This window comes from Rhizobium sp. 01T417 (assembly GCF_056398905.1).
The window spans coordinates 1-24218 of the sequence record NZ_JBFTQH010000054.1 but is presented as its reverse complement, the minus strand read 5'-3'; the positions used below and the strand labels follow the sequence as shown (position 1 = coordinate 24218).

Genomic DNA, 24218 nt, shown 5'->3' with positions numbered 1-24218 from the left:
TGAGCAAACCTACAAAAGCGTGCCTTGCGGCGGTTGAACGGCGGCGGGTAAATCCTCACCGCCGCGCCGACGCAGCTCAGTTTTGGCGCTGAAACGGATATCTGGATCCCGTGCAAGCGACAGTTCCCTGAGCGTCTCAACGCTTAACCGATCCCACGTCTTGCCCCGTTCAGCACCGGACGGCACCCGTGGCAGCAAGCCGGGTTCTACACTCCACGCAATGAGCTGCTCAAGAGAGACCTCATTTAGCATATCACGTAGGTGATGCGCCGTGACATATGCGTCCGGCATTGCCCGATGGGCCGGAAGGCCGATTTCGCGAACGAGCCCAACCGGCATGCGCTGGTATCGCAGCATCTGGTTGGAGAAGCTTGTCAGTTGGGGCCAGAGCCGCATGGAACATTTCCAGGTACAGATCCATGGACTCCCACCGGTGAGACTTGGGCTGCAATAGCGCTGCTCAAATGCTGCCCGGTGTGCCGCGAGCGCCATAACTCCACCTTGAGGTCGCAAAATGCTGGATGCTACCTCCCGCCAATACGGCGCCGTTGCGACATCGGCATCGAGAATGTGGTGGATAGCCATGGTCTCGACGGCGATAGGACGTCCTGGATTGACCAGCAATGCTCCACGCTCCTGCTCGATCTGCCAACGGCCATCTGAACCGAGTGCGACGTCCTGCCAACCAATTTCGCAGACGTCATTCCGGCCTTTGCCAGCGGTCTCCAGGTCGATAACCCGAACGCGGGGATCCTTAGTCAGATCTGTCATATCGCGAGCAAGCCTTCATCATCTCATATCTTCTTACCGGACGTTGCTGCCGATCAGGGGGCGTGACAAGCCTTCACTTCGAGGTTTCGGAAGCCAGAGAAGCTTGGAAGGAATTTCCGTACCAGAGGGCTCGCCTATGTTGTTGCACAATCGCTGGTCGCGGGTTTCAACCTTTTTGTTTCGGTTGAATTGGGCCGCCTCTGTCGGCCTACAGCTGCGTCGATAGAATGAACCGAGATGCGGTTTAAAATCGACGTGTAGCCACATTGCGCGCCGCACCGTGCAACATTCGCTTCTTTGACTACCCTCGTGGCGATCCTCCTCCTGCACATAAGCGGGCTAAAGCAGCATCCAGGATCATCCCGTGAAAAGCGCCATCTGTGGCGACGTTGACAAAACCTATCAGATGCCCCTCTGCACGTCGTCCTTTACGAGGCCTCTGCCATTATCGCCCTTCAACGGCGAGGCCAGTCTGTTGGCGTTGCTTGGCCTCGGACAGTGGCCGCTAGGATCAAAAGGACAATCTCGGGACTCTACATTTGCTGTCGCCAAGATCCGCCCGAGTTGCGAAGGAGCACGCCGGTCAAGTTAGTTTTGAGCGCCGGTGGAACTAACTCGTCGTTCCGAGCTTATCTCGCTGCCCTTTGGAGTGAAAAAGATGACGGACTTTCAGGATATCAGCATCGTAGAACTCAATGACATAGGCTCCGGTTTGTCCAACGAGGGCCCGCTGACCAGCATGGTCCTTCGCCTCTCCGCAGACGCGCCTGATTCTTGGTGCGCCGCCTTCAACGAGGGATGGCAGTCTCACGCTGGCATGATGAAGCGGAAAGCGACGGCCAACCGTGATACCATCACTTCCCCTGTATGCCCTACGAATTGCAGGGGCAGATCATTGAACTGAACAAGGTCATTTCCCAGACAAACGCCACTTATCGCGCCTCACTGTCTCCAGAGGCGGCCGGGTGTTACCGTGAGGCGGATGCTAGGCGAGAACTCAGCGACCTGAAAAACTCGCTTACCTACGAATGACCATCTGCTCGGGACTTCAAGATGGGCCAACACCGGTCAGCCACTCGCCCATCGCACGATCGATCGAACACGATATCAGTCCGAGGCCGTCGTTAAACGGTGCCGGTGCCGCCTGTGCCTACTCTAGTCTTCTGCCGGTGAGGCCAATTTTCCACAGCAAGAGAGCTCGTAAAGGCCTGCTGCCAGGGGTGAGTTTGCATACCTGCTTGAGCGATGGCGGCGGACGCTCAAACGAGCGCCGGGCCGACCGATAACAAGTTGGAAGCCGCTTGGTCTTGGAACGGACGTTGGCATGTATTTCGCCCAGCGCTTCAGTCTGTCCTATTGCGCCGTCTCGCCTCAGCCATCATGTATGATAGCGTCGGACGCGAACCGCAAGGTGGCTATGGGAAAGATCAAAGCAGACATCGAGGCCGTCGGCCGGATGGAAGAAGTCCCCACCATTTTAGAAGTCGTCTGCAAGACCACGGGGATGGGTTTTGCTGCCGTCGCGAGAGTGACGGAAAGGCATTGGGTGGCTTGCGCAGTTCTCGACAGTATCGACTTCGGGCTCACGCCAGGCAGTGAACTGAGGCTGGAGTCGACGATCTGCAACGAGATCCGGCAGAGCCACCAGTCTGTCGTCATCAACAGCGTCACTGATAGTCCCGACTATTGTGATCATCACACGCCGGCAACCTACGGCTTTCAGAGCTACATCTCCGTCCCGATCGTTCAGCGCGACGGCTCCTTTTTCGGAACGCTATGCGCCATAGACCCCTCGCCTCACAAACTCGACAATCCCGAGACGATCGGCATGTTCAAGCTGTTCGCCAAGCTGATCGCCAGCAATCTCGACGATGAGGCTGATCTCGTTCAGGTACACGCCGACCTTGCTGAGGAGCGCGAACTGTCTGTAGTCCGAGAGCAGTTCGTGGCGGTGCTTGGCCATGATCTGCGCAATCCGATCGCGTCGATGATGGCGGGCATCCGACGCCTCACTCGTACTGGCGTCAACGACGAGACGCGCAAGATTCTCAACTTGATGCAATACAGCGCGGTCCGAATGCGCGACCTGGTCGACAACGTCCTTGATTTCGCACGGGCGCGGCTTGGCGATGGCCTGAAGCTGGAGGTCGTGGCGGAGGCGCCGTTGGGACCGGTGCTCGAGGACGTGGTCAGTGAGGTTCGGGCGGTGAACCCGGACCGGGAAATCCGCTCGACGTTCGACCTGGTGCGCGATGTAAGATGTGATCATCCGCGGATTGCGCAGCTCCTGTCCAACCTTGTAGGCAATGCCGTCACTCACGGCGATCCGACAAAACCGATCGAAATCGGAGCGAGCACGCGCAATGGCACATTCGAACTCTGGGTGTCGAACGCAGGTGACCCTATTTCCGAAGCAGCTATGGGAACACTCTTCAAGCCGTTCTTCCGCGGCGAAGTGCGCGGCAGCCGGCAAGGACTGGGCCTGGGTCTCTACATCGCCAGCGAGATCGCACGGGTCCACGGTGGAGCACTTTCCGTGAGATCGGATGAAAACGAGACGCGCTTCACCTTCACGATGCCGCTCTAACCGCATGTCAACGGCCATCTTCCCGCGCGAGACGGACCTTGACATGCCGGGGATGTCGATGAATGGGTGGCGGCCGCAATCAATGGCTGCCCATCGAGATCATCACGTCGGCGACCACGACTCACAGCCGTCATTCCCTCCGGCGCGTGCGATTGCCTCGCCAAGCCATGGTACAAGCTGGTCATCGCCGAGATAAGGAAGGCGGTCTATCAGCATTTGCGGCGGGGGCCGTTCGGAAAGTGCTCCAGCAGCACCCCGAGTACCGTCTCAGCGGAGAACGGCTTTTGAATGAAACTTGCGTTGTCCGGCAGGTCGCCATCGTTCGGCAGCCGCGCCCCGGAGGCGACGACGACCTCGATGCCCGGCCAGCGTTCGGCCACCTTCCTGGCCAGTTGGAATCCATCCATATCCCCTCCCGTGTACACATCCGTGAAGAGAAGCTGGAGCGAATTGTATTTGATCAGGAACGCAAAGGCATCATCGGCCGACGACGCCTCGACGACATAGTATCCCGCGCCGGAGATGATGTCCGCGGTGTCCATGCGGATCAGTGGTTCGTCGTCCACGACAAGGGCGATTGGTTGGGAGATTTCGTCGAATTGCTTGCTGCTCATGCCGGGTAACCTTCGCGCCGCGTGGTTGTTCCACGCAGCGCGAAAGCATTTCGGCTACACCGGAGACGACGGATCGTGTCCTCCTATTGCTGCACGCAGGAACGTTCAGCAATCCGGGTGCACGGTCGCCGAGGCCGGGGCCGCGGCCAGCAACGGAGATTCACCTCCATTCCATCTTAACGTCGGAACATAACGTTGCGCGGCGAGTTCTCATCTCACGGACGTGTGAACCCGCTCCGGGAAAACGAGGAATCTCAATGAAAATCATGATTTTGGCCGCGGCGCTCGTCGCAGCGTCGGCGATGATGGCTGCTGCCCAGACAACCCCAGCACCATCGACCGACGGCAAAATGCCCGCAGTTGCAACTCCCAACACGAAGAATCCGACCGCGCCTGTAGAGGGCGCCAACAGCTTCACCGAGGCGCAAGCAAAGGACCGCATTGAGCAGGGAGGTTACAGCGGCGTGACGGGACTGAAGCTCGATGGCAAGGGCGTATGGCAGGCGTCCGCCACCAAGGACGGCAAGCCCGTCAAGGTCAGCCTCGACTATCAAGGCAACATTGTCGCCATGTGATCGCCAATAGCGATCGAACCCCTTTTAGGAGACTTTCATGAAAACGATCACCGGACTTTTCGACGACTATAACGATGCAAGCTCGGCCGTCAGCGCCCTGGAAGCAGCGGGCATACCCTCCAACGACATCAGCATCGTCTCCAATAACGCGGACGACGGCCACGTTAGCAACCAGTCGGGTGCCGCGACCGGGGCTGAATCCGGCGCCGGACTTGGCGCGGCTGTCGGCGGTGCAGGCGGCCTTCTGACCGGTTTGGGCATTATGGCCATTCCTGGCGTCGGTCCCGTCGTTGCGGCTGGTTGGCTTGCCGCGACGGCGGTCGGCGCTGTTGCTGGCGCAGTCGCAGGCGGTGCAGCCGGCGGACTTATTGGCGCACTGACGGATTCCGGGGTGTCCGAGGAGGATGCCCATCTCTATGCCGAAGGCATTCGACGCGGCGGCTCGCTCGTGACGGCAAGGGTCGACGAGGCATTTGCGCCTGAGGCCGAGGCGATCCTGAAGGGCTTAAACTGGGTCGATCCCGTCGAACGCCGGACGGCTTACAACGAACAGGGCTGGACGGAGTTCGACGACACGCTCGACCCCTACGCCCCGGATCAGATCGACCAAGAGCGCAAAAGATACCGCAGTCCCGCAAACCTCTGATCGATCGATCAGATCGGGCGAGAACGAAGCCAGGCGAGGTTATCGCCTGGTGCGAAAGAAAATTCAACCAACCCGAGGAGCCAATCATGGCCAAGGAAATCAAAACACTCGACGTGCTTTTCCACGACACGCTGAAGGATGTCTATTTCGCAGAAAACAAGATCGTCGCCACGCTGCCAAAGATGCACGACGCCGCGAAGAGCAAGCAGCTCAAGGACGCCTTTACGAAGCACCTCGCCGAGACGAAGGTCCATGTGCAGCGGCTGGAAGAGGTCTTCAAGATCATCGGCAAGAAGCCGGAACAAAAGACCTGCGACGCAATCATGGGTATCGTAAAGGAGGGCGCTGAGATCATGGAGGACTATCAGGGCGCTCCGGCTCTCGATGCCGGCCTCCTGGCCGCCGCTCAGGCCGTCGAGCACTATGAGATGTCGCGCTATGGCACCCTTAGAACATGGGCGCTTGAACTTGGCAGGAAGGACGCAGCGAAACTCCTTCAGACCACGCTTGACGAAGAGCAGGCGACCGACCTCGCCCTCACCGCGATCGCCACGAAGGTCGTCAACCAGAACGCTGAAAAGGCGGCCTAAAGCCGGAGGTCAACGATCTGGACCCGATGGACGCGCGCACCGCGCGACCATCGGGCGGCCCTAGAGCCTGCGCAGCCCCCACAGTCGCATCAACTGATTTGGCGCGGAGATTTCTGCCGGTAGCACGAAGGGGTCTTGCCAGCGTTTCGGCGCGGTGGCGGCCGCTTTGCTTATCGGAATGCCGTGACCCAAGCCCGCGACTGAATAGAGCGCCACGCGGACTTGCCCTGCTCGCTTCCAAGACCGCAGGACGCCCCATGATTTCTCCTCGTGTCGCCCGGCTTCTTCGGGGATCCCAAGCACTTCGAGCCATTGCGCAATGCATGCATTTGCGTTGACGGGAACGACCACCCTGTCCCGCGCTCCCTGCCAAATCGTCATTGGGGGCCACGCGCGGCAATCTGGCGACGTTTCTCTGACGCGCCGTCCCCATCCGCCTCGCGGAGCCGAAGCTCCGGACCGCATCACGCGCAGGGCCGACATTGCGTCGCGCGCAGCGCCAAACGGCAGGCCGGCAATGATCGCCCCCCCGCGAACGATTCGGGATAGTTGGCGACCAGCGCGGAGGTCATCCCCCCGCCGGCTGACAGTCCGGCAATGAAGATGCGCGACCGGTCGATCCGATGGCGGACACATACGTACTCGATCATCTGCCGTATCGACATTAACTCCCCACGGTCGTTGGCAACGGCGCTCGGACGAAACCAGTTAAAGCACCCTTGCGCGTTGTTCGCCTTCGTCTGCTCCGGATAAAGGAGGATGAAGCCGCGCTCCCTGGCGAGCTTCGAGAAACCGCTTGCGGCATCAAGGCTTTCGGGGGTCTGGCGGCAGCCGTGCAGCAGAACGACCAGCGCTGGGACATGTTCCCGCCTCTCCGGAACGAAGGATTTCATGACAAGACCACCGGGATTGGTGCCGAAAGCGGATGTCTGCCGAAGGACAGAGGGTGTTTTCCGAGTGGAGGGTCGAGTACGCTTTCTTTTGGCCGATGGACCTCGAAACGCCTTCTCGAGTAGCTTGCGGAACTTCTTCTGCGTCTTGAGCGCCTTCGATAGCGATCTGCCGAAACCGTTTTTCATGAGCCGTCGCTTTCGTTGCTTTTCCTGGCCGACTGAAACGCTGAGTAGACGAGGTCGTTCCGCGGGAAGACGCTGATGTGGGACCATCAAGCCGGGGYGCGCTGTCGGCAGTCCACAATGTCGGTGCTTGACCGAAACCGCCGACAAATTCGAACAGGGCGTTTGAACGTTGAAAGGGCGCTCCAGACGACTTGCCGTGAGAAGCTGCCGAACGAGCCGCGGCATATCCACATTGGAGTCTTCCAGCAGCTCCGCCGCAGGAACAACAGAGTGTCGCAATTATTCATCACCGCTGAGGAAGTGCCCGATGGCGGCAAGAGGCCGAATTCCATCGCAGACGATTTTCGTGACGGCCAGCATCGGCACGGCCAGAATTGCTCCCGGCACACCCCACATCCAGAACCAGAAGATTAGCGCTATGATTACAAGTACAGGATTGAGTGTGAAGCGCCGGGCGAGCAGCATCGGCGTGATGATCTCTCCCTCGGCCACATGGATTAGAAAATAGAGCGCAGCCGGTAGAAGAGCCAGCCACAACGGATCTATTACCAGAAGGCCGGCGAGGAAAAAAATTCCGACCCCTAGAAGGGGTCCCATGATCGGGACATAGTTTAGAAGAAACGCCACGACACCCCATAGAACCGGATCACCGAGCCCTGTCAGCCACATGGCTACGCCTGTGGCCAGACCAACGGCGCCATTCATGACTGTGATGGTGACCAGATAGGCAGAGATATTCTTCTCGACATCCTGGGACATTTCGACGACCTGGCGCTTCTCCTTGAAGTTAGGCAGTATTTCGACCATCCGTTTTAAGAACGTGCTTCCGGATACGAGCAAAAAAAACAATATGATGATGGTTTCGAAGAAACTGGCTGCGAAGTGGGTAGTTCCAGCAAATAGCGTCGCCGCGATCGTTGAAGCGCCTCCCCCACTTGAGACGGAACCCTGCTGCATGAAGTTGTCAAGCTGATGCAGGAAGGTCTGGAGTGCTTTCACGGGTTGATTGAGGAACTTCAGACGCTCCTGCAATCTGGGAATACCTTCGGGCAGCTTCGCAGCCCACTCCGTCGCCGGACCGGAGATCGCAGCCCCGATACCGACGATGGCGCCGAAAACCAACAGGATTAGCAACAAAGCTGCAAGGCTTCGCGGAAAATGGAGTTTCTCGAGCAATCGCATGGCCGGCTGGAATAGAAGCTTAAGAACGAACGCGAGAACAATGGGCAGCACGATTTCGGCCGCCAGGTAGGCAATACACAGTATGGCGAGCGCTACCAGCAGTGAGAGCAGCACAACCACCGGATTGGTCGGCAGATCCAGCGATCTGACTTGTGCGACGGGACCCGGTTTGGGCTCTGCCACGTTATCGAGGTTCAGTTCGGTATTGTCATCGGTCGCCATGTTGTATTTCCTTTGACCCTGCCAAACTGACCGGTCGAATTGAGTTGCAAGAGCCCGTTTGTCACCGACCCACAGAGTGCGTTTAAGCTCGGTGTTTTGCGGATCTGCTCACCGGGCTTGGGTATCCTGCGCGCGGGTGCTCGAACGCCTGTAAGCCAGCGCTTCTCTCGAGGAAGGATTGCTGGTGCCAGAGGTCACGCCTAACTTAGTTGCAGTGGCTCCGCTTGCCGATGGCGCGTTGTTGCTCCTTCACTGAGAGCGGGTGTGTCTCGCTATGAGAACAAAAATACCTGTCAAGTGTTCCGCCCTGTCTGACAGTTCCGAGCATAACTAGGTGAAGGCCGCCGCGTTGGGGCCGGGCGCGCGAAACGCCCTGTGCTTGCCCATTCAGCCCGGGTAAGACCCTCCAGCGCGTCGAAGGCGCGAACCACGTGGAGCCTTGCGACAGTTCTTCAAACGACCCTCGACGGAGCCGGGGCCGCGAAGCAGCAGAGTGAACCCGTCCTGGCGCCATGCCTTCATAGGAGCTGTCACGAGGAGGGACGGCTTACCTGACGCTCTCATGCTCTGCCCAGCTTCTCCCGGACGTGAATCTAGAGGATTGCAGCTAGTTGCCCAGCAGACCCTGTATCTCGTAGCGATCCAGACAGGGACCTAGTCCCGGTCGCTTCCCGATTAAGCACGCAAGCCATCTCCTCAGCATCGATTTTCGAAAGGTTTAGTAGGGGAATGAATCGCGGCTTGGCGACACTGCTGGAGTGCGTGTCAACCACCGCCCAACTGCCGTTCACCTCGCGCCGATGCGCGTAGGGCATTTCGGTCGTCTCGCTCATTTCACCATCTCCGGCATTGCGCCCTCTATAGAGCGCAGCAACCCGGACTCTGAGGGGACATGCAGAGGACCGGCGAGAGGCCGCATCTTGGAGGTCAAGTAATGTGCTCGCTTAAGCAGCGTCTGAAGGATTTGAGCGTCACGTGCACGAAAGTCGACGTGCTGAATGCTGGAAGACACAGGTCCTCCTTTCAAATAAGGCCAGGGTTGGTGGCCCTGAAGCAGCAGCGCCTGTAAAAATTGCTGCTGAAGTGGCGACAATGGGCGCATGCCTATCTAATGGCAAGCGATCAATTGAGGTCACTTCGGCCTGACCTTCATAAGAAGGCCATCTCGCCGATCTGTCCCAGGCAGAACGAAACAGCATTGATTGGAGGAGAATCTCGGCGTGATCGACATCGACCTTTCGACTGCCGAACGCCTCGAACAGAATATGCACTTGCCGGGATTGAGGTTCAGCGCGAGCGCTCCCCGTATCGGCTGAGAGGACTGTAGAAGGTCGCGGTATCGCTGCTTAAGAACTACGCCGATTTCTTTTGCTTGGATGTGACTGCTCTGGGTCGGTGGCAGAAGAATGGCTCTCGTTTTCGAGGACTGCCGTCAGCCTCATCTTGTAATTGTGATTGGGCATCCCCATATTTGCTAAGGTAGCAGCCACAGCACGGGCGCTGCTTTCAAGGGCACTTAGAACGCTCTAGCCCCAATCAAGGAGGACACGATGTCTTCCACCCAATCCCTACACCGCGCAACTCGCTACCTCAGCCGATTTCGGTATGTCGATTTCATCATCAAGTCGACACCACTAATATGCATGGCTTTCGTTCTTTACCTCATACTCCACGGCACGTTCGGGTAGCGGTAGCAGCGCGCACATTTACGGGCCGCAAGGCGCTTGCGGCATGACCAACCCAACAGACATGAGGTTTTCCCATGATCGAACGCACCACAGCATCTGAAATCACCTTTTCTCACCCGTTCATTCTAGGTTCGCTGATCGTGCCGCTTGATGCCGGCACCTACCGGCTCATAGTGGATGAGGAGCTGATCGAGGGACTCTCCTTTCCTGCCTACAGAAGAACCGGAACCCATCTCGAAATTCCGGCGGTGGGGGTCGAGATTGGCACCAGGCAATTGCTGCAGGTTCCTCTACAGGAACTGGAGGCGGCAATGCAGAGGGATGCAGAAGACGGTGAGGAAAGCCTTGCTTCCAAAGCATGAGGTGCCCGACGGGTACGCTTCGGGCTAGCTCTCTCGATTTCGTTTATGGATTGAGCCGCCCCAACAATGCTCACGGAATAAACCAGCATGCGACCGCGGTCAGCTCGCACCATACAGCGTCGCCGACCTCCTCTGCATCAGCAACGTGAAATTCGCGAAACCACACCTGGAGATCAACATCATGACCGCTAACAATACCGACATATATGCGCCTGCAAAATTGGCAAGGGTTTGGAATATCCGTGAATACGCCAAGCGTTTCAGGCTTGATCGATTTGAAGAAAAGCGGCTGCTGAAGCTCCTGGGACCAACGGCGACAGAGCGCCAGCTTCTAATGAACGCGGGCCGCCGGCCCCTCTAGAACGCCGAGCGAGGCAGGAGATCCATAATCAAGAAAGCACCAGAAAACATTGAAAGTTATAGAGCGGGAAAGCCAAGGCACTTGGGTCTGCCTGGCGAAGAAAGGAAGCCAATCCGCATCCATTCCAAAGCGCCAAGCCCGGACCTGGAAGCATGTAGAAGCCTCAGACCAACCGCAGTGGAGATCAGTCTCGTAAACGCGCAACGCTACACCTTCCAAAGATCAAGGATTGAAAACAATGTGCCACAGCTCTGAGGAACCACGAGCGACGCTCCGGCGCGTTCTTAGACGCGCCAACTACAAAACTTCGGAAATGCAAGCCGCCGAGGGTGATTTGCGTCAGGCTGAAACTGTCATCATTCGCAGAATTGAAGCTGCGACCATTCCCACGAAGAACTATTCTCCGTTCAAACGGCAGCGACAGAGCCGCAATTCTGATGCTATTGCTACGTGGGAGAACGAGGGCGGCTCTGTGCAGGCCTCGAAACAGAAGCAATAGCCGCCTTTCCAAAATGGCCTTCTCTAACGCCGTTGGCCGCGACGCACTTCGCCCTTTGCCTGCGTTTAATTGGAGCAATAGCATAGAGCGCAAACGTCGGTTGACCTTCAAGGCGGGAGGCCTGCGAAGCCTCGCCAGAGACGAACGAACACGTTCTTCGTACATTCACCAACAACGTCCCGGCGTCAGTGAAATCAACGGTGCCCCCGAAGAGACACTGGTCGAGGTCTGCCCGAATGGGAATTCGGAAGCCCGTTCACAATGACTCCTGGCCCCGGGAAGCGTGTTGTAATCGGCCATCACATCTCCTATCGGGCGAGCCAGCCGCCGTCGACTGGCAGCAACGTCCCATGAACATAATCCGAGGCGCGCGAGGCAAGAAAAACCGCTGCCCCCACCATATCCTGTGGCTTGGCCCAGCGCGCGGCCGGAATGCGCTTCAGGATATCCGCGCTTCTTTCCGCATCGGCGCGAAGCGCCTCGGTGTTGTTGGTCTCGACATAGCCGGGCGCGATCGCATTGACATTGATGCCTTTCGACGCCCATTCGTTCGCCATCAGCCTGGTGATACCGGCCAGCCCGCTCTTCGATGCCGTGTAGGATGGAATACGAACGCCACCCTGAAACGACAGGAGCGAGGCGATGTTGATGATCCTCGCCGGCATATCCCGAGCGAGTGCTGCCTTCGCGAACGCCTGGCAGAGGAAGAAGACGGATTTCAGATTGGTGTCCAGAACGGCATCCCAGTCCTCTTCTGTAAACTCGAGCGCATCGGCTCGGCGTATGATGCCGGCATTGTTGACGAGGATGTCAGGGGAAGCGCCGGCGGCAAAGGCGCGCTCGACAACGGCCCCTGCCTCCTTGGTATCAGACAGGTCCGCCTTGAGCGATACAAACCGGCGCCCCGTCGATGTGACCACATGCGCGGTGTCGTCCATGGCCGAGCGGCCGGCGCCGACAATATCAGCGCCCGCTTCCGCCAGACCAATCGCAATTGCCTGACCAATGCCAGTATTGGCGCCGGTGACGATGGCGCAGCGGCCGGTAAGATCGAAAGGGCTCATCGCAGCGCTTCCATCGGCACCTTGTCCATGTCTGTGAAGCTCATATTGTCGCCGGCCATGGCCCAGATAAAGGCATAGCGGCCGGTACCAGCGCCAGAATGGATGGACCAGCCGGGCGACAGAACCGCCTCGTGGTTCTTCAGGACGACATGCCGTGTCTCACCCGGTTCACCCATGAAGTGGAATATCCGCGTCGTCTCCTGCATGCCAAAATAGAGATAGACCTCCATGCGCCGGTCGTGGACATGCGCCGGCATCGTATTCCAGACCGAACCTGGCTCGAACATCGTTAGCCCCACGAGCAATTGGCAGCTCTCGCAGACGTCGGGATGGACGTACTGGTTGATGGTGCGCGCGTTGGATTCCTCTGCGGTGCCCACAGTCACCTTTTTGGCCATCTCGCGGGTAATGTGAACCGTTGGGCAAGCACGATGTGCGGGTGCGCTCAGCAGGTAGAACAGTGCCGGTTCGGCAACGTCAAGGCTGGTGAAGCTCAGGGCGCCCTCACCCATCCCGATATAGAGTGCCTCCTGGAAATCGAGCTCGTAGCGTTTTCCGGCGACGCTGACCGTACCCGCTCCACCGATATTGACGACAGCGGCTTCGCGCCGATCGAGAAAGCGCTCGGTGCCGGTCTGCGCAATGGCAGCGATCTCCAGAGGCTTGGTATCCGGCATGACACCGCCGACGATCATGCGATCGAGATGACTGTAGGTGAGATTGGCCTCTCCTTCGCGAAACAGCCCCTCGATCACGAACCCATCGCGCAAACCCTGCGTGTCACGCTTTGCTGCGTCCTCGGGTCCTACGACCTGGCGTACTGATACTGAAATTGTCACGGGCTATGCCTCTTTTGTCTGGAATGCGGGATCAGGTGAGTACGACATATTCGGTCAGCTGGTTGATCGTCGTGTCTGCCTTGTCGACATCGAACACCTTGGTGCCATGGCTCATGATCACGAAGCGGTCGCAGACCTGATAGGCGTGGTAGATATTGTGCGTTACCAGCACGCTGGACACGTTCTCGGCCTTGAGCTTCAGCACCTGGTTCAAAAGCGCCTCCGTCTCACGAACCGACAGTGCCGAGGTCGGTTCGTCAAGAAGCAGCACTCGCTTCTTGAAATAGACTGCGCGAGCAATGGCGACCGCCTGTTTCTCGCCGCCGGAAAGGTTGCCTACCAGCGTGTCGGGAGAATCAATGCCCGAGATGTGGACGGCATTCTGCAGCACCTCCATCGCGATCTCGCGCATCTCGCGCTGCCTGAGGAAGCCGAAGCGATCGGTAAGTTCGCGACCCATGAAGATGTTGCGGGTGATCGACAGGGAATCCACCAGCGCCGTGTGCTGATAGATGGTTTCGATACCAGCATCGGCCGAGTCCGACCGGCAGCTGAAAGCGGTCTTCCTGCCGTCGACGCTGAGATAGCCTTCCGTCGGCTTGTGGATCCCGGAGATCAGGTTCACGGTAGTCGACTTGCCGGCACCGTTGTCGCCGAGCAGCCCCACCACTTCGCCTTCGCCGATATGGAAGCTTAAGTTTCGCAGCGCCGTCAGCGCGCCGAAGCTTTTCGAGATGTTGTGCAGTTCGAGAAGATTTGGGGCCGACATCACGCAAGACCTCGCCGCTCGATAAGATGGTTGAAGATGGCGGCCAGCACGATCAGCGTCGCGATGAACATGTCGAGATAGAAGCCCGGCGCGCGCAGGAGCAGCAGAACGTCGGTAATCGTATGGATCAGGAGCACGCCGAGGAAGATACCGATGATTGACCCGCGGCCGCCGCGTAGCGACAGTCCGCCGATCACGCAGGCGGCGATGGCCTGGAGTTCCAGTCCGGCGCCCTGCCCTGGTTGCACGCTGCCGACCCGTGATGTCGCAAGGATGCCGGCCACCGCCGCCATGCCGCCAGCGATCGCAAATGCCACGAGCTTCACGCGGTTGGTGTTGATGCCGATCGCCTCCGCAGCACCGCGGTTGCCGCCGGTCGCGAACACATGGTTGCCGAAGCGGTGGCGGTGGACGAGATAGTGGAAGCCGACGACGAAGAGCACGATCCAGATGAAGGCCGCATTGATGCCTAAAAGCGTGCCGGAAAACAGGCTGGTGAAGATCGGCTCAGGGTCGAAGCGGACCTGGACGGCGCCGTTATAGAGCAGGACAGCGCCGCGCCAGAACAGCAGGCCGCCCAAGGTCACGATAAAGGAGGGCAGTCCGAAGCGCAGCGTGATGTGGCCGTTGAGCAGCCCAATCATGATGCCGGCCAGGATACCGAGCGGAGCGGCAACAAAAGCGCTCAACCCGGCGCCCACAAGGCTCGCCATCAGGATGGCGGTGAAGGTATAGACGGAACCGATGGAAAGGTCGAACTCCCCTGAAATCATCAGCACACCAGCACCGAGCGCCAGGCAGCCAAGCACTGGAATTGCCTTCATGAGGATCGTCAGGTTCTGTGGCGAGAGATAGCGAAACTGATCGGGGTAGAGCAAGGCGCCTAAGATGCAGACGATCTGCAGCGTCATGAAGACAAGGAAGATCGCACCCGCCGGCATCGCCATGATCTGCCTGAGGATCGGTTGCTTTTGCGTCCGCGACCGGGGCGCGGCACTTTCTGCGAGAATTGGTGTCACGGTCTGGTACTCGATCGGTTGAAGATGGAGAACCTGCCGGCTTTCCGGCAGGCCCCCACGAAACGCGGTTAGCGGAAGCTGCCGATCAGCGGCTTGACCGAACTGATGCGCGACTTGTCGAGGAAGGCGCCCTGGCCGGTGTCCACGTCGGTTGGCGTCAGCCCGTACTTCTTCGAAAGCGCGATCTGGGCGATTGGGTAGTAGCCCTGCAGGTAGGGCTGCTGGTCCATGGTCGCGAACATCGCGCCGGACTCGACAGCGTTGACGATCTCGACGGCGAGGTCGAAGCCGCCGAACGGAATCTTCACGCCTGCATCCTTGATGGCGCCGGCGCCCACAGTCGAGGTAACGGAGCCCGTGCCGAACAGCGCCTTGACGCCCGGATTGGCGATCAGGAACTGCGCCATGATATTCTGCGCTTCGGCCGGATCGAGGCCGGCGCGAACCGTCTCGACCTTGATGCCGCTTTCCTTCATCGCCTTCTCAATGCCGCCGCCACGCGCGACCGCGAAGCTCGCCTCAGGGATTTCGCGCGGATTGAAGACGACGTCGCCGGATTTCAGGCCGAATTCCTTGATCATCCGGTTCCCGAGCTCGTAGCCGGACGCGAACTCGTTCATGCCGACATAGGCCTGGCGGCAATTGCCCTTGGCGCCTTCCAGATCGTCGTTGTTGAAGCCGATGACGACGATGCCGGCCTTCACCGCCGCGCAGATGCTTTCATCGAAGGCATCAGACGAGGAGATGGAAACAGCGATGCCGTCGACACCGCTTGCTGTCGCGCTCTCGATCAGGTCGTTCTGGCGAACCGGATCGTTGTTGGCATATTGCACGTCGAGATCGACGCCGAATTGCGCGGCTGCGTCCTTCGCACCCTTTACCACGGGGTTGAAGAACTGGACACTCGGATCGAGATAGATGATCATCGTTGCCTTGACGTCCGCGGCCAATGCCGTAGATGTCATCATCGTGGCGATACCCGCGGCAAGTGCAGCGGTTTTCAATCTGGTCAATTTCATTTGCGTATCCTCCCTTTGGATGTGCAATGCGGGTCGAAAGACCCAAGTCTCGGCTGGCGGGCTCCGACCAAAGATCACGCCGGCCGAGATTTTCCTCCCAGGCGTTTCGCTTCTCCCAAAAACGGAAACGCCCTATATGTTTAGTCCCCTGCGACGACGGTGCCGCTGCTAGCCGAACCACGGCGCCGGGCGCCCGAACGTCACGTGAATGCCCTTGAACTGGGAATATTCGTCGAAGCCGTAGCGGCCCAACTCGCGACCAAGGCCGCTCTTCTTGTACCCGCCGATAGGCAGTTCCGGTGTCCCGTCGATGACACTGTTGACCCAGCAGCGACCGGCGCGAATGCGGCGGATGCTCTGCATCGCATATTCGAGATTGGTCGACCACACCGAGGCGGAAAGGCCGAACTCGCTGGCATTGGCGAGTGCGACGGCTTCGTCCGCGTTCCTGAAGGTCATTGACGACAGCACCGGCCCAAATATCTCCTCGCGGGCGATCGACATGTCAGGCTTCACACCAGCGAATACGGTGGGTGCGTAGTAGATCCCGGCGTCCTTGCTGACACGCTCACCGCCGAGCAGCAGTTCGGCACCCGATGCGATGCCGGCTTCCACGTAGGAATGGACCTTGGTCGCATGGGCTTCGGAGATCATCGCCCCGATCTTCGTGCGATCATTCAGAGGATCGCCGAAGGTCACCTTGCGCGAGATATCAAGCAGGCGCTCCATCAATGCGTCGCGGATTCCCTCCTGAACCAGAAGCCGGCTACCGGAAATGCAGCACTGCCCGGCATTGTGATAGACACCGTAAGCGATGCCATCGGCCGCGGCCTCGAGGTCCGCATCGGCAAAGACGATCTGCGGACCCTTGCCGCCGAGCTCCAGCCCGACGCGCTTGACGCTGCGCGCGGCGATCTCGCCAAGCTTGGTGCCGACACGCACCGAGCCAGTGAAGGCAACCATGTCGACGCCGGGATCCTCGGCGAGCACCTGGCCAGCCGGATCGCCGTAGCCCGTGACCACATTGAAGACGCCATCGGGAATACCGGCCTCGCGTGCAAGCTCCGCCATGCGGATCGACGTTCCCGAGGTAAACTCGGACGGCTTGAGGACGACGGTGCATCCAGCACCGATCGCCCAAGGCACGCGCTCCGACGCGATGATGAAGGGGAAATTCCACGGCGTGATGATGCCCACGACGCCGACAGGCTCGCGCAACACAAGACCCAGACGATCGTCGCCGATATTATTGTGCGTCTGACCTTCGAGCGCGCGCGCCTGGCCGGCGGCGTAAGACCAGAGGTCGGCGCAGAATCCGATCTCGCCGCGCGCCTGGGTGATCGGCTTGCCCACCTCCAGGCTTTCAATCAAGGCGAGTTCTTCTTGCCGCTTGAGGATCAGGTCCGCCACCTTGAACATCAGGCGTGAACGCTCCGCGCCCGACATGCGCGGCCATGGGCCGGTGTCGAAAGCACGACGGGCCGCCGCCACTGCCAGGCATACATCCTCGGCCGAGGCCTCGGGCCAGGTACCGACCACGACGCCGTCGTGACCAGGGCTGACACGGTCAATCGTGCGACCCGAGGCGGCATCCACCGACTTGCCATCGACAAGCATCTGGTAGCGGGATTTAATGTTCAGCCGCGGATCACTGGAATCAGGCGCAATGAAATTGGACAGCACGTTACCCTTCACGCCGACACATCGTGCCGGCCCTCCCGTTTTTGCCCGGTTTGAGCCACCGGATTTATGTTGCGTTTCAATTGTATGGTACTGTATGGTGGTTTAAAATGGATGTCAACGGATGACGGCGACGAAAGACATGAACATAGAATCCTTGAAGATTGAGACCGGCGAAACGGCGGCGGCGCAGGTCGAGCGCGACCTTCGGGAGGCGATCATCAAGCTCGAACTGGCCCCGGGCACGCGGTTATCAGAGCAGGAGATCGCCACGCGCATGGGCGTATCGCGCCAACCGGTGCGCGAGGCCCTCATCGCGCTCGGAAAATCGAAACTGGTCGACGTGCGCCCCAACAGGGGTACTGTGGTCGTCAGAATCTCGGCGCGGCAAATGATGGAGGCGCGCTTCGTCCGCGAGGCGCTTGAGACCGCAGTTGTCCGTCGCGCCAGCGAAAGTTTCGACAGCTGGACGAGGCGCCGGGTCGACAGCATACTTGCCCGGCAGAGAACTGCCATGGAGGCCCACGACCACAACGCATTCCGACGCGAGGACGAGCAGTTTCATATCGCGATCGCGGAAGGCGCCGGCTGCAGCCTTGCTTGGAACGCGATTGCCGACATCAAGGCCCATATGGATCGCGTCTGCAATCTGCAGCTTCGCCACCCAGATTCCATGATGCGGCTTATCGCTGAGCATGAGGCGATTATCACCGCTATCGACAGCCGCGACGCTGACGCTGCGGCATCCGCCATGTGCGCGCACCTCAACGGCATCCTCTCCGACTTGCCGCAAATCGAGGCGGATCACCCCGACCTTTTCGAATGATGCCATCGCGATGGTTCGCGCTTTGCGATGGTGACTTGTGGATGAATAGAAGTTGCCGATTTTACAGCGGTTCATCGGAATGTAGCCGACCAGCCAATCTTGTCTGCGAGGGTGACGCCCGCTTCTTTGAAGCTGCGGATTCGATCGTTCGGGATGTTGGTGTTTTCGTGCCGATAGAGATGCAAGACCGAGCGACCCCGCAGTGTCCTCCTACACCTGCAGACAAAACGACAGCACAGTTACCAGTCGTCTGATGGTCGGGGCCGGCTAAATGTTCCAACTGGTTAGGCGGCTTGTCGTCTAGGTCCGGCGGGAAACTATATTAGCGGAACTAAACATCTGCAATCATGTTTAAGAGCGTGGGGCGTTTGGAAATGCTTTAAGCAGCACCCCGCCGAACGCAGCCATATTTGGCCCCTGCCCCTCGGCGGGGGCCATTTTCGGGAGGGCGCATAGAAAACCCAGACGCCCAAAGCAATATTAGGAGAACTGCGTATACGGTTCTATAATGGCCGGGCTTTCGGCGTTGGACACCGGATGCAAACACACACACACAAGCCGTGGAACTTGGCCCCCGCTCGGCGGCGTAAGGGCCATGTTCCACCCCCCAACGGCCGGGGCTCGTGCAAAATTATTAGCGGAACGATTGCGCTTTTTTGGGGAATGCCGTCCCCCGGAAGCGCATGGAAACTTGGCTCCCACCGGGAGACGGTGGGAGCCAAGTTAAAAGAAAACCCCGCGAACGGCCGGGGGTCTCCATCAGGGCAAGATCGATCGAAGGTCAATTGAGCCCTTCAAATTGCGCTGGTTAAAGCGGCCTTGGGCTTGGCGCGCTCGGCGCCAATGGGAAATCGGACAAGAGCCTCTTCAGAACGCCGATCGTCGGGCCCTAGCGCCTCTTTGGCTTCTCCCGCTCGGAGGAATTCAAGCGGTCCGCGCCGCCGGCGAGGCATGCGGACCGCCGTGCGCCTAAGTATTGAGCGCTGGGGATGCGCCCATGCCAGTCGTCGCGCTTTGCATGGCATCGGTCAATCCGCCCGGTTTCGGCGTTTCGGGTGAGAGGCCTAGTACGCATGTACCAACACCGTAGTTGTTTTTCGCACCGATGCACGGGACCGTTGGGATAGTTGCACGTTCTTCCAGCGTCTAGAATTTACCCGCTTCCGAGGGGCAGGGGTCGTGAGCGAGACCAATGTGCATCAGCGGATCTTTACGTTGAGCGCTGCGCGAGAGATGGCGTCGCGGGAAACTCCAGACTACGACCTCGTTCTGCTTCTCATCCAAAATAAGCCCTCGACGTGGCCACGGAAGAGGCGTCTCGTCATTGCGGTATGGTCGATGCGTTGTGGTCGATTTCGATGACATTTCAGAGCAAGAGCATTGAGAGCGTACGGTCGCGGCCATTCGCCTTGAGCCCCGGGACCGTACGTCGTTGACCCAAGAGGGGCTGGGAAGGCTCCGAGGTCAACCTATTGAAAATAAGGAGGCCTGGGGTCGATTGGAACTGCAGCTTTTGACGACGTTTCGTCGTTTGTTCCTACTACTGAATAGCGATGACCAAAAGTCGCAGATGCCTGCCTAACCACACGCTCTCGTGCGCCCACTGACKGGCGTCGTACGAGCCACCATTGGGTGTTGCTGTAGCCTCTGCGAGCTTTTCACGAGCAAGGCGCTGGAGTTCTTCTCCGTCGTGTGTGCCTTGTTGCCACAGCGTCGTTAGTAGGATCGCGATTGCAGCGACTGCTCTTCGGTCTCGCTCGACACCGTTCTCACGGCACAAAAGTTTTCAGCACGAGTTTGATGGTGGAGGAATTAGGAACCATTTGCAGGTCTATGCCCATCAGTTACTTACCTTCCGAGTGCTCAAGCCTCGCGATAGTTCCATGGACATCGCCTCACGATTAGACCTGCTTATTTTTCTCGGCCCAAACTCTGTGCTCGCAAAAGGACTTTCCTGGTCGGCGGGACCGGGAAGTCCTTGATCTGTCGGCGCGCGGGTCTTGGGCTGTGCGACTCGCATCAACCAAGATTGCCCGTCATTGTTCGCTGAAGAAATCGGACTGGAGCCTGAATCTCGTTTGGACTTTAGTCTGACGGGCGCTCCCGCAGTCATCCATAGGCAAGCGTCTCAAACAACGGCTTGGTGTTTGCTCGTCGTGGACAGAAAAGTACCCCGTCGGCGTGGAGGGCCAAGCGGGGCTCTTAGGCATTGCAGTGTGAGAAGGAAACGGCGGAGGTGGAAGATTGCCGTTCCATCCGCTCAAACGAATGAAACTGCGTTTGGTTCCGCCTGGCGAACTACGCATCCGCATTCACGCGGATGTTGGATTTTTCCGCCGCCGTGATGAAGGTGGCTCGCGCTCCCTCGGCGTTGGACCATGTTTCTAGCGCACTTGCGCATGCGGCGCGAGCCGCTTCCCAACCGTCGTTCCGCTTATCGTCCGGCCATCTATTGGCAAGTATCTCGGCCATCTGCTGAACATTCGTCACGACGCGGTAGCCGCCTGGCTTTACGTCGATCGCTACTCCGAGCGGGCGGATATCCATTGGCTTCGACATCTCATCCTCCAATTTTACCCAAGACGATACAACCTAGACGCCTTCCCGGTGGTGGCTCTAGCGCCGACGACCAGCTTTGAGACTTTACGCCAGAAAAGCTTGAACGTGTTTAAGTCGATCAGCAGCTCGTCGCTTGCTGTCATAGAGCCTCGCCAACAGCGCAATTTCCTGGTCCGTTGGCAAACCGTTTGCCCGTGTTCGTTTGAAAACGGCTACCTGTCTGCACAGCCGCCGGTCGATTATTGCAACGACGCGTTCGGCAAACCTCAGATCCCTGTCGCGAAAATGTGTGTTTTTCATCGAGTAACACCAGTTCATGTTCAAATGCCAGCGGGACACCCGCCTGCGGCGCTCAGTAGGAGCGGAACTGCGGAGACTTTCAGGTCTGATCGCGAGCGTTAAAAACATCCGGCCGATTGAGGAGGTGCCGCGCTTCCGCCCTCGTTTGTCCAGCGATCAAGAGAATGGTCCGCCGTCGCCTCAAACATTTCCTCGCCATCGGCGACGCCCCTGTCTCTAGCAATTAAAGCGATCCCCAGCTCCTCTTCACTGACTATCCCCTTCCGGACCAGGCGCAGAAGGAACCTCGCCGCCTCAAGTGTTTCGCTGTCCATCTCAGTCCCCGAGCAGCGATATCCCGCTTGTTCAAGCACGCCTTCCAGCATCGTCATGTCTGTTGCATCAAGATATTCGTGGGGGTGTTTGGAAGACATATGGTCCTCCTTTGGTTGGGGCGAAGGTATTCAACCTTTACGCAACGGCGCCCGCTTCAAATGCCATTGACAAAGGAATCCTACGCGCTCGCTGGCGACATAGCAACGAGTTTCATTCTGGGGCTTCGAACTAGAGGTCCTGTTGCTCGACCTCAAGACGGAACCGGAGCGAACCCTCTAGTTCTTCGGCAAAACCGAGTGCGGACTGAAGAACGGTCCTTTCATTCAAGGCGAGTGATCCTTGATCCATAACTAAGATCGGCAATTCTATCTTGGCCGCGGTCGCGGTCATGCGAACATTAAATAGTAGTTGTCCACCGGGCCGCTCCTCAACCTTCGCCAATTCGAGACTTGCCATTGTCACGCTCCATGCTGGCAACCACTCGTCGCCAGATCACATGAGATCCGATATAGATGCCTCACCGCTCCCGGCCAGCCTACCATAGAGGATTTTCGCACTGAAAGTGGGTCGGCGGTCTCTCGCCGCGAGCTGCTGCTGGGTCTGCACTGCAGTCAACCGCCCAAAGCGCTCTTCCTCAAGGAGACCCAAAGACGACGAATTTCTCGACCTGCGCTCGCTGAAAATAGGCGTGATCCATATTGCGAGTGCAACACCGCTGAATGTTGTTCCCAGGAAGGAAATTCCCGGCCAGCCGGACCGCGCGTAGATTGCAGTGGCGGCGATCGCCTCGATGGCGCTGCCGACCGAGTAAAAGATCATGTAACCACCAATCAAGCGGCCGCTTTTTTCTGGATGCAACGCCACCACGACGCTGAGGTTGGCGACGTGGACGGCTTGGACCGCCAGGTCGAGCAGTAGCACTCCCATCAATAGCGCTGTGATGGAGAATGGTAGGAGAGCGATCGGTCCCAGGAACCCAGAAGGATCGCCAGAGATAACCCAGTCGTCCATTGACCGTAGCCTCTATCTCAAGTCTTCCGGCGGATGTTGCTCCAATCGCCCCGGCCAGTCCAACCAGTCCAAAACAGACCTATCGAAGTGTGGGAATAGGAAAACGGCGCAGCGCTGAGGACCAGCGCCGTCCAGAATGTGCTGAAGGATGCGAAGATCAGGAGCGCGAGGATGCCTCGGAATGATCCAGAGTTCAGCCACAGGCGGGGGGCAACCTCCGGCAACGCACCACGCGCGCCCAGGGTGCTCATCGAGGCCGACAAAGCCGTGTCCAGCCGCATGCCGCGCTGACAATCCCGCGCACAGGCGCAACAAAGCAGTCTGTCCGTATCCATCCCGGCGCTTCCCGACTACGGCCGCGGCATCGCCGACACCAGCCGAAATCCAAAATCCCCATAGCGCCTGTGGCCCGCGGATTCCCTCCCTCGGGGACTTTCGTACGCCTACCGTCGCCCGAAACTCTTCACGATGGCCGACCGTCCGCTGCGAGGACACCCACGAAGAACGGACATAGAGTTCTTGCCGCGCGCCCTATGCCAATTGTCGCCAGCTCAGCCCAAAAATCCAGAAAACCATCCCGCAAGGAGCGCCAAGGCTGCGACCATAACAACCAGTATGAAAACTCCGCGACCGTGCTTCGGCGGTCTCCCGGAATAGCGATCAGGGTCAGCCATCGTACTCGTCTCCAAAAATCCGCCTTCGCTGAGGTCTGGGATGTCGACCCAAACCGGACCGCTAGAGGCGCGATTTTTCTGGGCAGCGTTGCGCCAATTGGTGTTTGCATCATCAGGCCGAGCCGGTGCGAAGCATCGGAAGCGCCTCTGAGAATTAGCGTTGGCAGCAAAGCCCTTATGTCGGGCTCTACCCACTACGCTCGGCAATGCTTGAGCACGACCGTGTGACGCGTTACGCGGCGCGAGAAGTCAAATCGCAAATCTGGGATTGCGACGAATTGTCTGAGGTGGTTGTCCCAGCGTCCGGCGAGAAGCGTGGGCCGCCCTCCGCGCGGCACGGTTAGGGTTTCAACCTAAACGCGGGTTGAACTATTGCCGATCGGCGTCTTTGGCGCCAACCTTTTGTTGTCCCGCGCCGGTTCAAGCTCCTTCATCGTGGGAGCTTTTCGAGAAGTTAGGTCTTGCTTTCCACCTCAAAGCCACCAAGCTCTTCGATTGGCAATTGAACCTCCGAAGCGACATTGCCTGGTGCGCCGTGTCCACTGCGCAGCTTAGCGCGAGCGTCTGAAGCCTGAACGATCAATTCCTCAGCCGATGGGCTCGCTACCGGTTTGGTAATTTTATCCCTGAGCATCGGTTATCCGTCGATCTCTGTTTAACTGATCGCTACTGGATGGCTTTGCACTCATGGCAGGGCTCTTTCCATTCAGGCTCCGCGAGCCCCCAGGCTTTGAAACTAGCCCGCGCTTCCAAGCGCAATCTGGCAGGCCTGTGCAAGGTCTGCATTTGGCTCGGTGCTGCCAAGTGGCGTTGCCCATCCGGCCTTCTTGATAACGTCGCTACGCCCGTAGGTGCCGGCTGCTTTGAGTGCGGCCAAGATCTCTGCCGAAGCTGGATCCGATTTGGCCCTCTCGAGACAATAGGGCGTCAGCGCAGCCGCGATGGCCGAGGTTCGCTCGATCCCGGC

At 58.8% G+C, this 24218-nt stretch carries 21 protein-coding genes; 6 read left to right on the top strand and 15 right to left on the bottom strand.

Annotated features, from left to right (window positions below; genetic code table 11):
• Positions 1-9: 9 nt before the first annotated feature.
• Positions 10-771 (bottom strand): DNA polymerase III subunit epsilon, encoded by a 762-nt coding sequence (locus tag AC1DPR_RS29065; RefSeq protein ID WP_477817733.1) that lies wholly within the window; start codon positions 769-771, stop codon positions 10-12.
• A 1417-nt stretch (positions 772-2188) separates the two neighbouring features.
• On the opposite strand from AC1DPR_RS29065, the gene AC1DPR_RS29060 reads away from it, so the two are divergent.
• Positions 2189-3358 (top strand): GAF domain-containing sensor histidine kinase, encoded by a 1170-nt coding sequence (locus AC1DPR_RS29060; protein WP_477817732.1) that lies wholly within the window; start codon positions 2189-2191, stop codon positions 3356-3358.
• A gap of 209 nt (positions 3359-3567) precedes the next feature.
• Here AC1DPR_RS29060 and AC1DPR_RS29055 read toward each other — a convergent pair whose 3' ends face one another.
• Positions 3568-3972 (bottom strand): response regulator, encoded by a 405-nt coding sequence (locus tag AC1DPR_RS29055; protein WP_018860092.1) that lies wholly within the window; start codon positions 3970-3972, stop codon positions 3568-3570.
• A gap of 257 nt (positions 3973-4229) precedes the next feature.
• Here AC1DPR_RS29055 and AC1DPR_RS29050 point away from each other — a divergent pair, with 257 nt between their 5' ends.
• The 3 genes from AC1DPR_RS29050 to AC1DPR_RS29040 all read left to right on the top strand — a co-directional run bounded on the left by AC1DPR_RS29050 (position 4230) and on the right by AC1DPR_RS29040 (position 5783).
• Entirely contained in the window at positions 4230-4547 is a 318-nt protein-coding gene (locus tag AC1DPR_RS29050) for a PepSY domain-containing protein (protein ID WP_477817731.1), read from the top strand.
• A gap of 37 nt (positions 4548-4584) precedes the next feature.
• Positions 4585-5193 (top strand): general stress protein, encoded by a 609-nt coding sequence (locus AC1DPR_RS29045; RefSeq protein ID WP_477817730.1) that lies wholly within the window; start codon positions 4585-4587, stop codon positions 5191-5193.
• Positions 5194-5279: 86 nt separating this feature from the next.
• Positions 5280-5783, top strand: a complete 504-nt coding sequence (locus tag AC1DPR_RS29040) for a YciE/YciF ferroxidase family protein (protein ID WP_477817729.1) — start codon at positions 5280-5282, stop codon at positions 5781-5783.
• A 464-nt stretch (positions 5784-6247) separates the two neighbouring features.
• Here AC1DPR_RS29040 and AC1DPR_RS29035 read toward each other — a convergent pair whose 3' ends face one another.
• Together AC1DPR_RS29035 and AC1DPR_RS29030 are read right to left on the bottom strand one after the other, a co-directional pair.
• Entirely contained in the window at positions 6248-6676 is a 429-nt protein-coding gene (locus tag AC1DPR_RS29035) for an extracellular catalytic domain type 1 short-chain-length polyhydroxyalkanoate depolymerase (protein ID WP_477817728.1), read from the bottom strand.
• Between the two features lie 465 nt (positions 6677-7141).
• The gene (locus tag AC1DPR_RS29030; protein WP_477817727.1) at positions 7142-8266 is read right to left on the bottom strand and encodes an AI-2E family transporter; all 1125 of its coding nucleotides are present in this window, start codon (positions 8264-8266) and stop codon (positions 7142-7144) included.
• Positions 8267-10028: 1762 nt separating this feature from the next.
• Between AC1DPR_RS29030 and AC1DPR_RS29025 the strand changes: the two genes are divergently transcribed.
• Positions 10029-10316 (top strand): hypothetical protein, encoded by a 288-nt coding sequence (locus AC1DPR_RS29025; protein ID WP_018860084.1) that lies wholly within the window; start codon positions 10029-10031, stop codon positions 10314-10316.
• A gap of 1168 nt (positions 10317-11484) precedes the next feature.
• On the opposite strand, the gene kduD is transcribed toward AC1DPR_RS29025, so the two are convergent.
• The 6 genes from kduD to AC1DPR_RS28995 form a co-directional block, all read right to left on the bottom strand.
• Positions 11485-12240, bottom strand: coding sequence for a 2-dehydro-3-deoxy-D-gluconate 5-dehydrogenase KduD (gene kduD / locus AC1DPR_RS29020; protein WP_477817726.1), 756 nt, complete (start codon positions 12238-12240; stop codon positions 11485-11487).
• A complete protein-coding gene (gene kduI, locus AC1DPR_RS29015; RefSeq protein WP_026372186.1) occupies positions 12237-13079 on the bottom strand; it encodes a 5-dehydro-4-deoxy-D-glucuronate isomerase in 843 nt (280 codons plus the stop codon). Before kduI ends, kduD begins: the two co-directional genes overlap by 4 nt.
• Before the next feature lie 31 nt (positions 13080-13110).
• Positions 13111-13848 carry an ATP-binding cassette domain-containing protein gene (locus AC1DPR_RS29010; protein WP_477817725.1) on the bottom strand — a complete coding sequence of 246 codons (738 nt, stop codon included), beginning with the start codon at positions 13846-13848 and terminating at the stop codon, positions 13111-13113.
• Positions 13848-14867 carry an ABC transporter permease subunit gene (locus AC1DPR_RS29005; RefSeq protein ID WP_029867366.1) on the bottom strand — a complete coding sequence of 340 codons (1020 nt, stop codon included), beginning with the start codon at positions 14865-14867 and terminating at the stop codon, positions 13848-13850. The genes AC1DPR_RS29010 and AC1DPR_RS29005 overlap by 1 nt, the downstream gene beginning before the upstream one ends.
• 68 nt (positions 14868-14935) lie before the next feature.
• The gene (locus AC1DPR_RS29000; protein WP_018860077.1) at positions 14936-15886 is read right to left on the bottom strand and encodes a sugar ABC transporter substrate-binding protein; all 951 of its coding nucleotides are present in this window, start codon (positions 15884-15886) and stop codon (positions 14936-14938) included.
• A gap of 168 nt (positions 15887-16054) precedes the next feature.
• Positions 16055-17569 carry an aldehyde dehydrogenase family protein gene (locus AC1DPR_RS28995; RefSeq protein ID WP_026372184.1) on the bottom strand — a complete coding sequence of 505 codons (1515 nt, stop codon included), beginning with the start codon at positions 17567-17569 and terminating at the stop codon, positions 16055-16057.
• 121 nt (positions 17570-17690) lie between these two features.
• Between AC1DPR_RS28995 and AC1DPR_RS28990 the strand changes: the two genes are divergently transcribed.
• On the top strand, positions 17691-18392 hold the full coding sequence (locus AC1DPR_RS28990; RefSeq protein ID WP_018860075.1) for a GntR family transcriptional regulator: 702 nt from the start codon (positions 17691-17693) through the stop codon (positions 18390-18392).
• 2298 nt (positions 18393-20690) lie between these two features.
• Here AC1DPR_RS28990 and AC1DPR_RS28985 read toward each other — a convergent pair.
• The 5 genes from AC1DPR_RS28985 to AC1DPR_RS28965 all read right to left on the bottom strand — a co-directional run.
• Complete coding sequence (locus AC1DPR_RS28985) at positions 20691-20951, bottom strand: DUF982 domain-containing protein (protein ID WP_477817724.1); 261 nt, start codon at positions 20949-20951, stop codon at positions 20691-20693.
• A gap of 398 nt (positions 20952-21349) precedes the next feature.
• Complete coding sequence (locus tag AC1DPR_RS28980; RefSeq protein WP_477817723.1) at positions 21350-21664, bottom strand: hypothetical protein; 315 nt, start codon at positions 21662-21664, stop codon at positions 21350-21352.
• A gap of 130 nt (positions 21665-21794) precedes the next feature.
• Positions 21795-22022: a hypothetical protein gene (locus tag AC1DPR_RS28975; RefSeq protein WP_477817722.1), complete on the bottom strand. Its 228-nt coding sequence runs from the start codon at positions 22020-22022 to the stop codon at positions 21795-21797.
• 36 nt (positions 22023-22058) lie between these two features.
• Positions 22059-22577, bottom strand: a complete 519-nt coding sequence (locus AC1DPR_RS28970) for a hypothetical protein (protein ID WP_477817721.1) — start codon at positions 22575-22577, stop codon at positions 22059-22061.
• Between the two features lie 1410 nt (positions 22578-23987).
• On the bottom strand, positions 23988-24218 hold a 231-nt coding region (locus tag AC1DPR_RS28965), incomplete at its 5' end, for a hypothetical protein (RefSeq protein WP_477817720.1).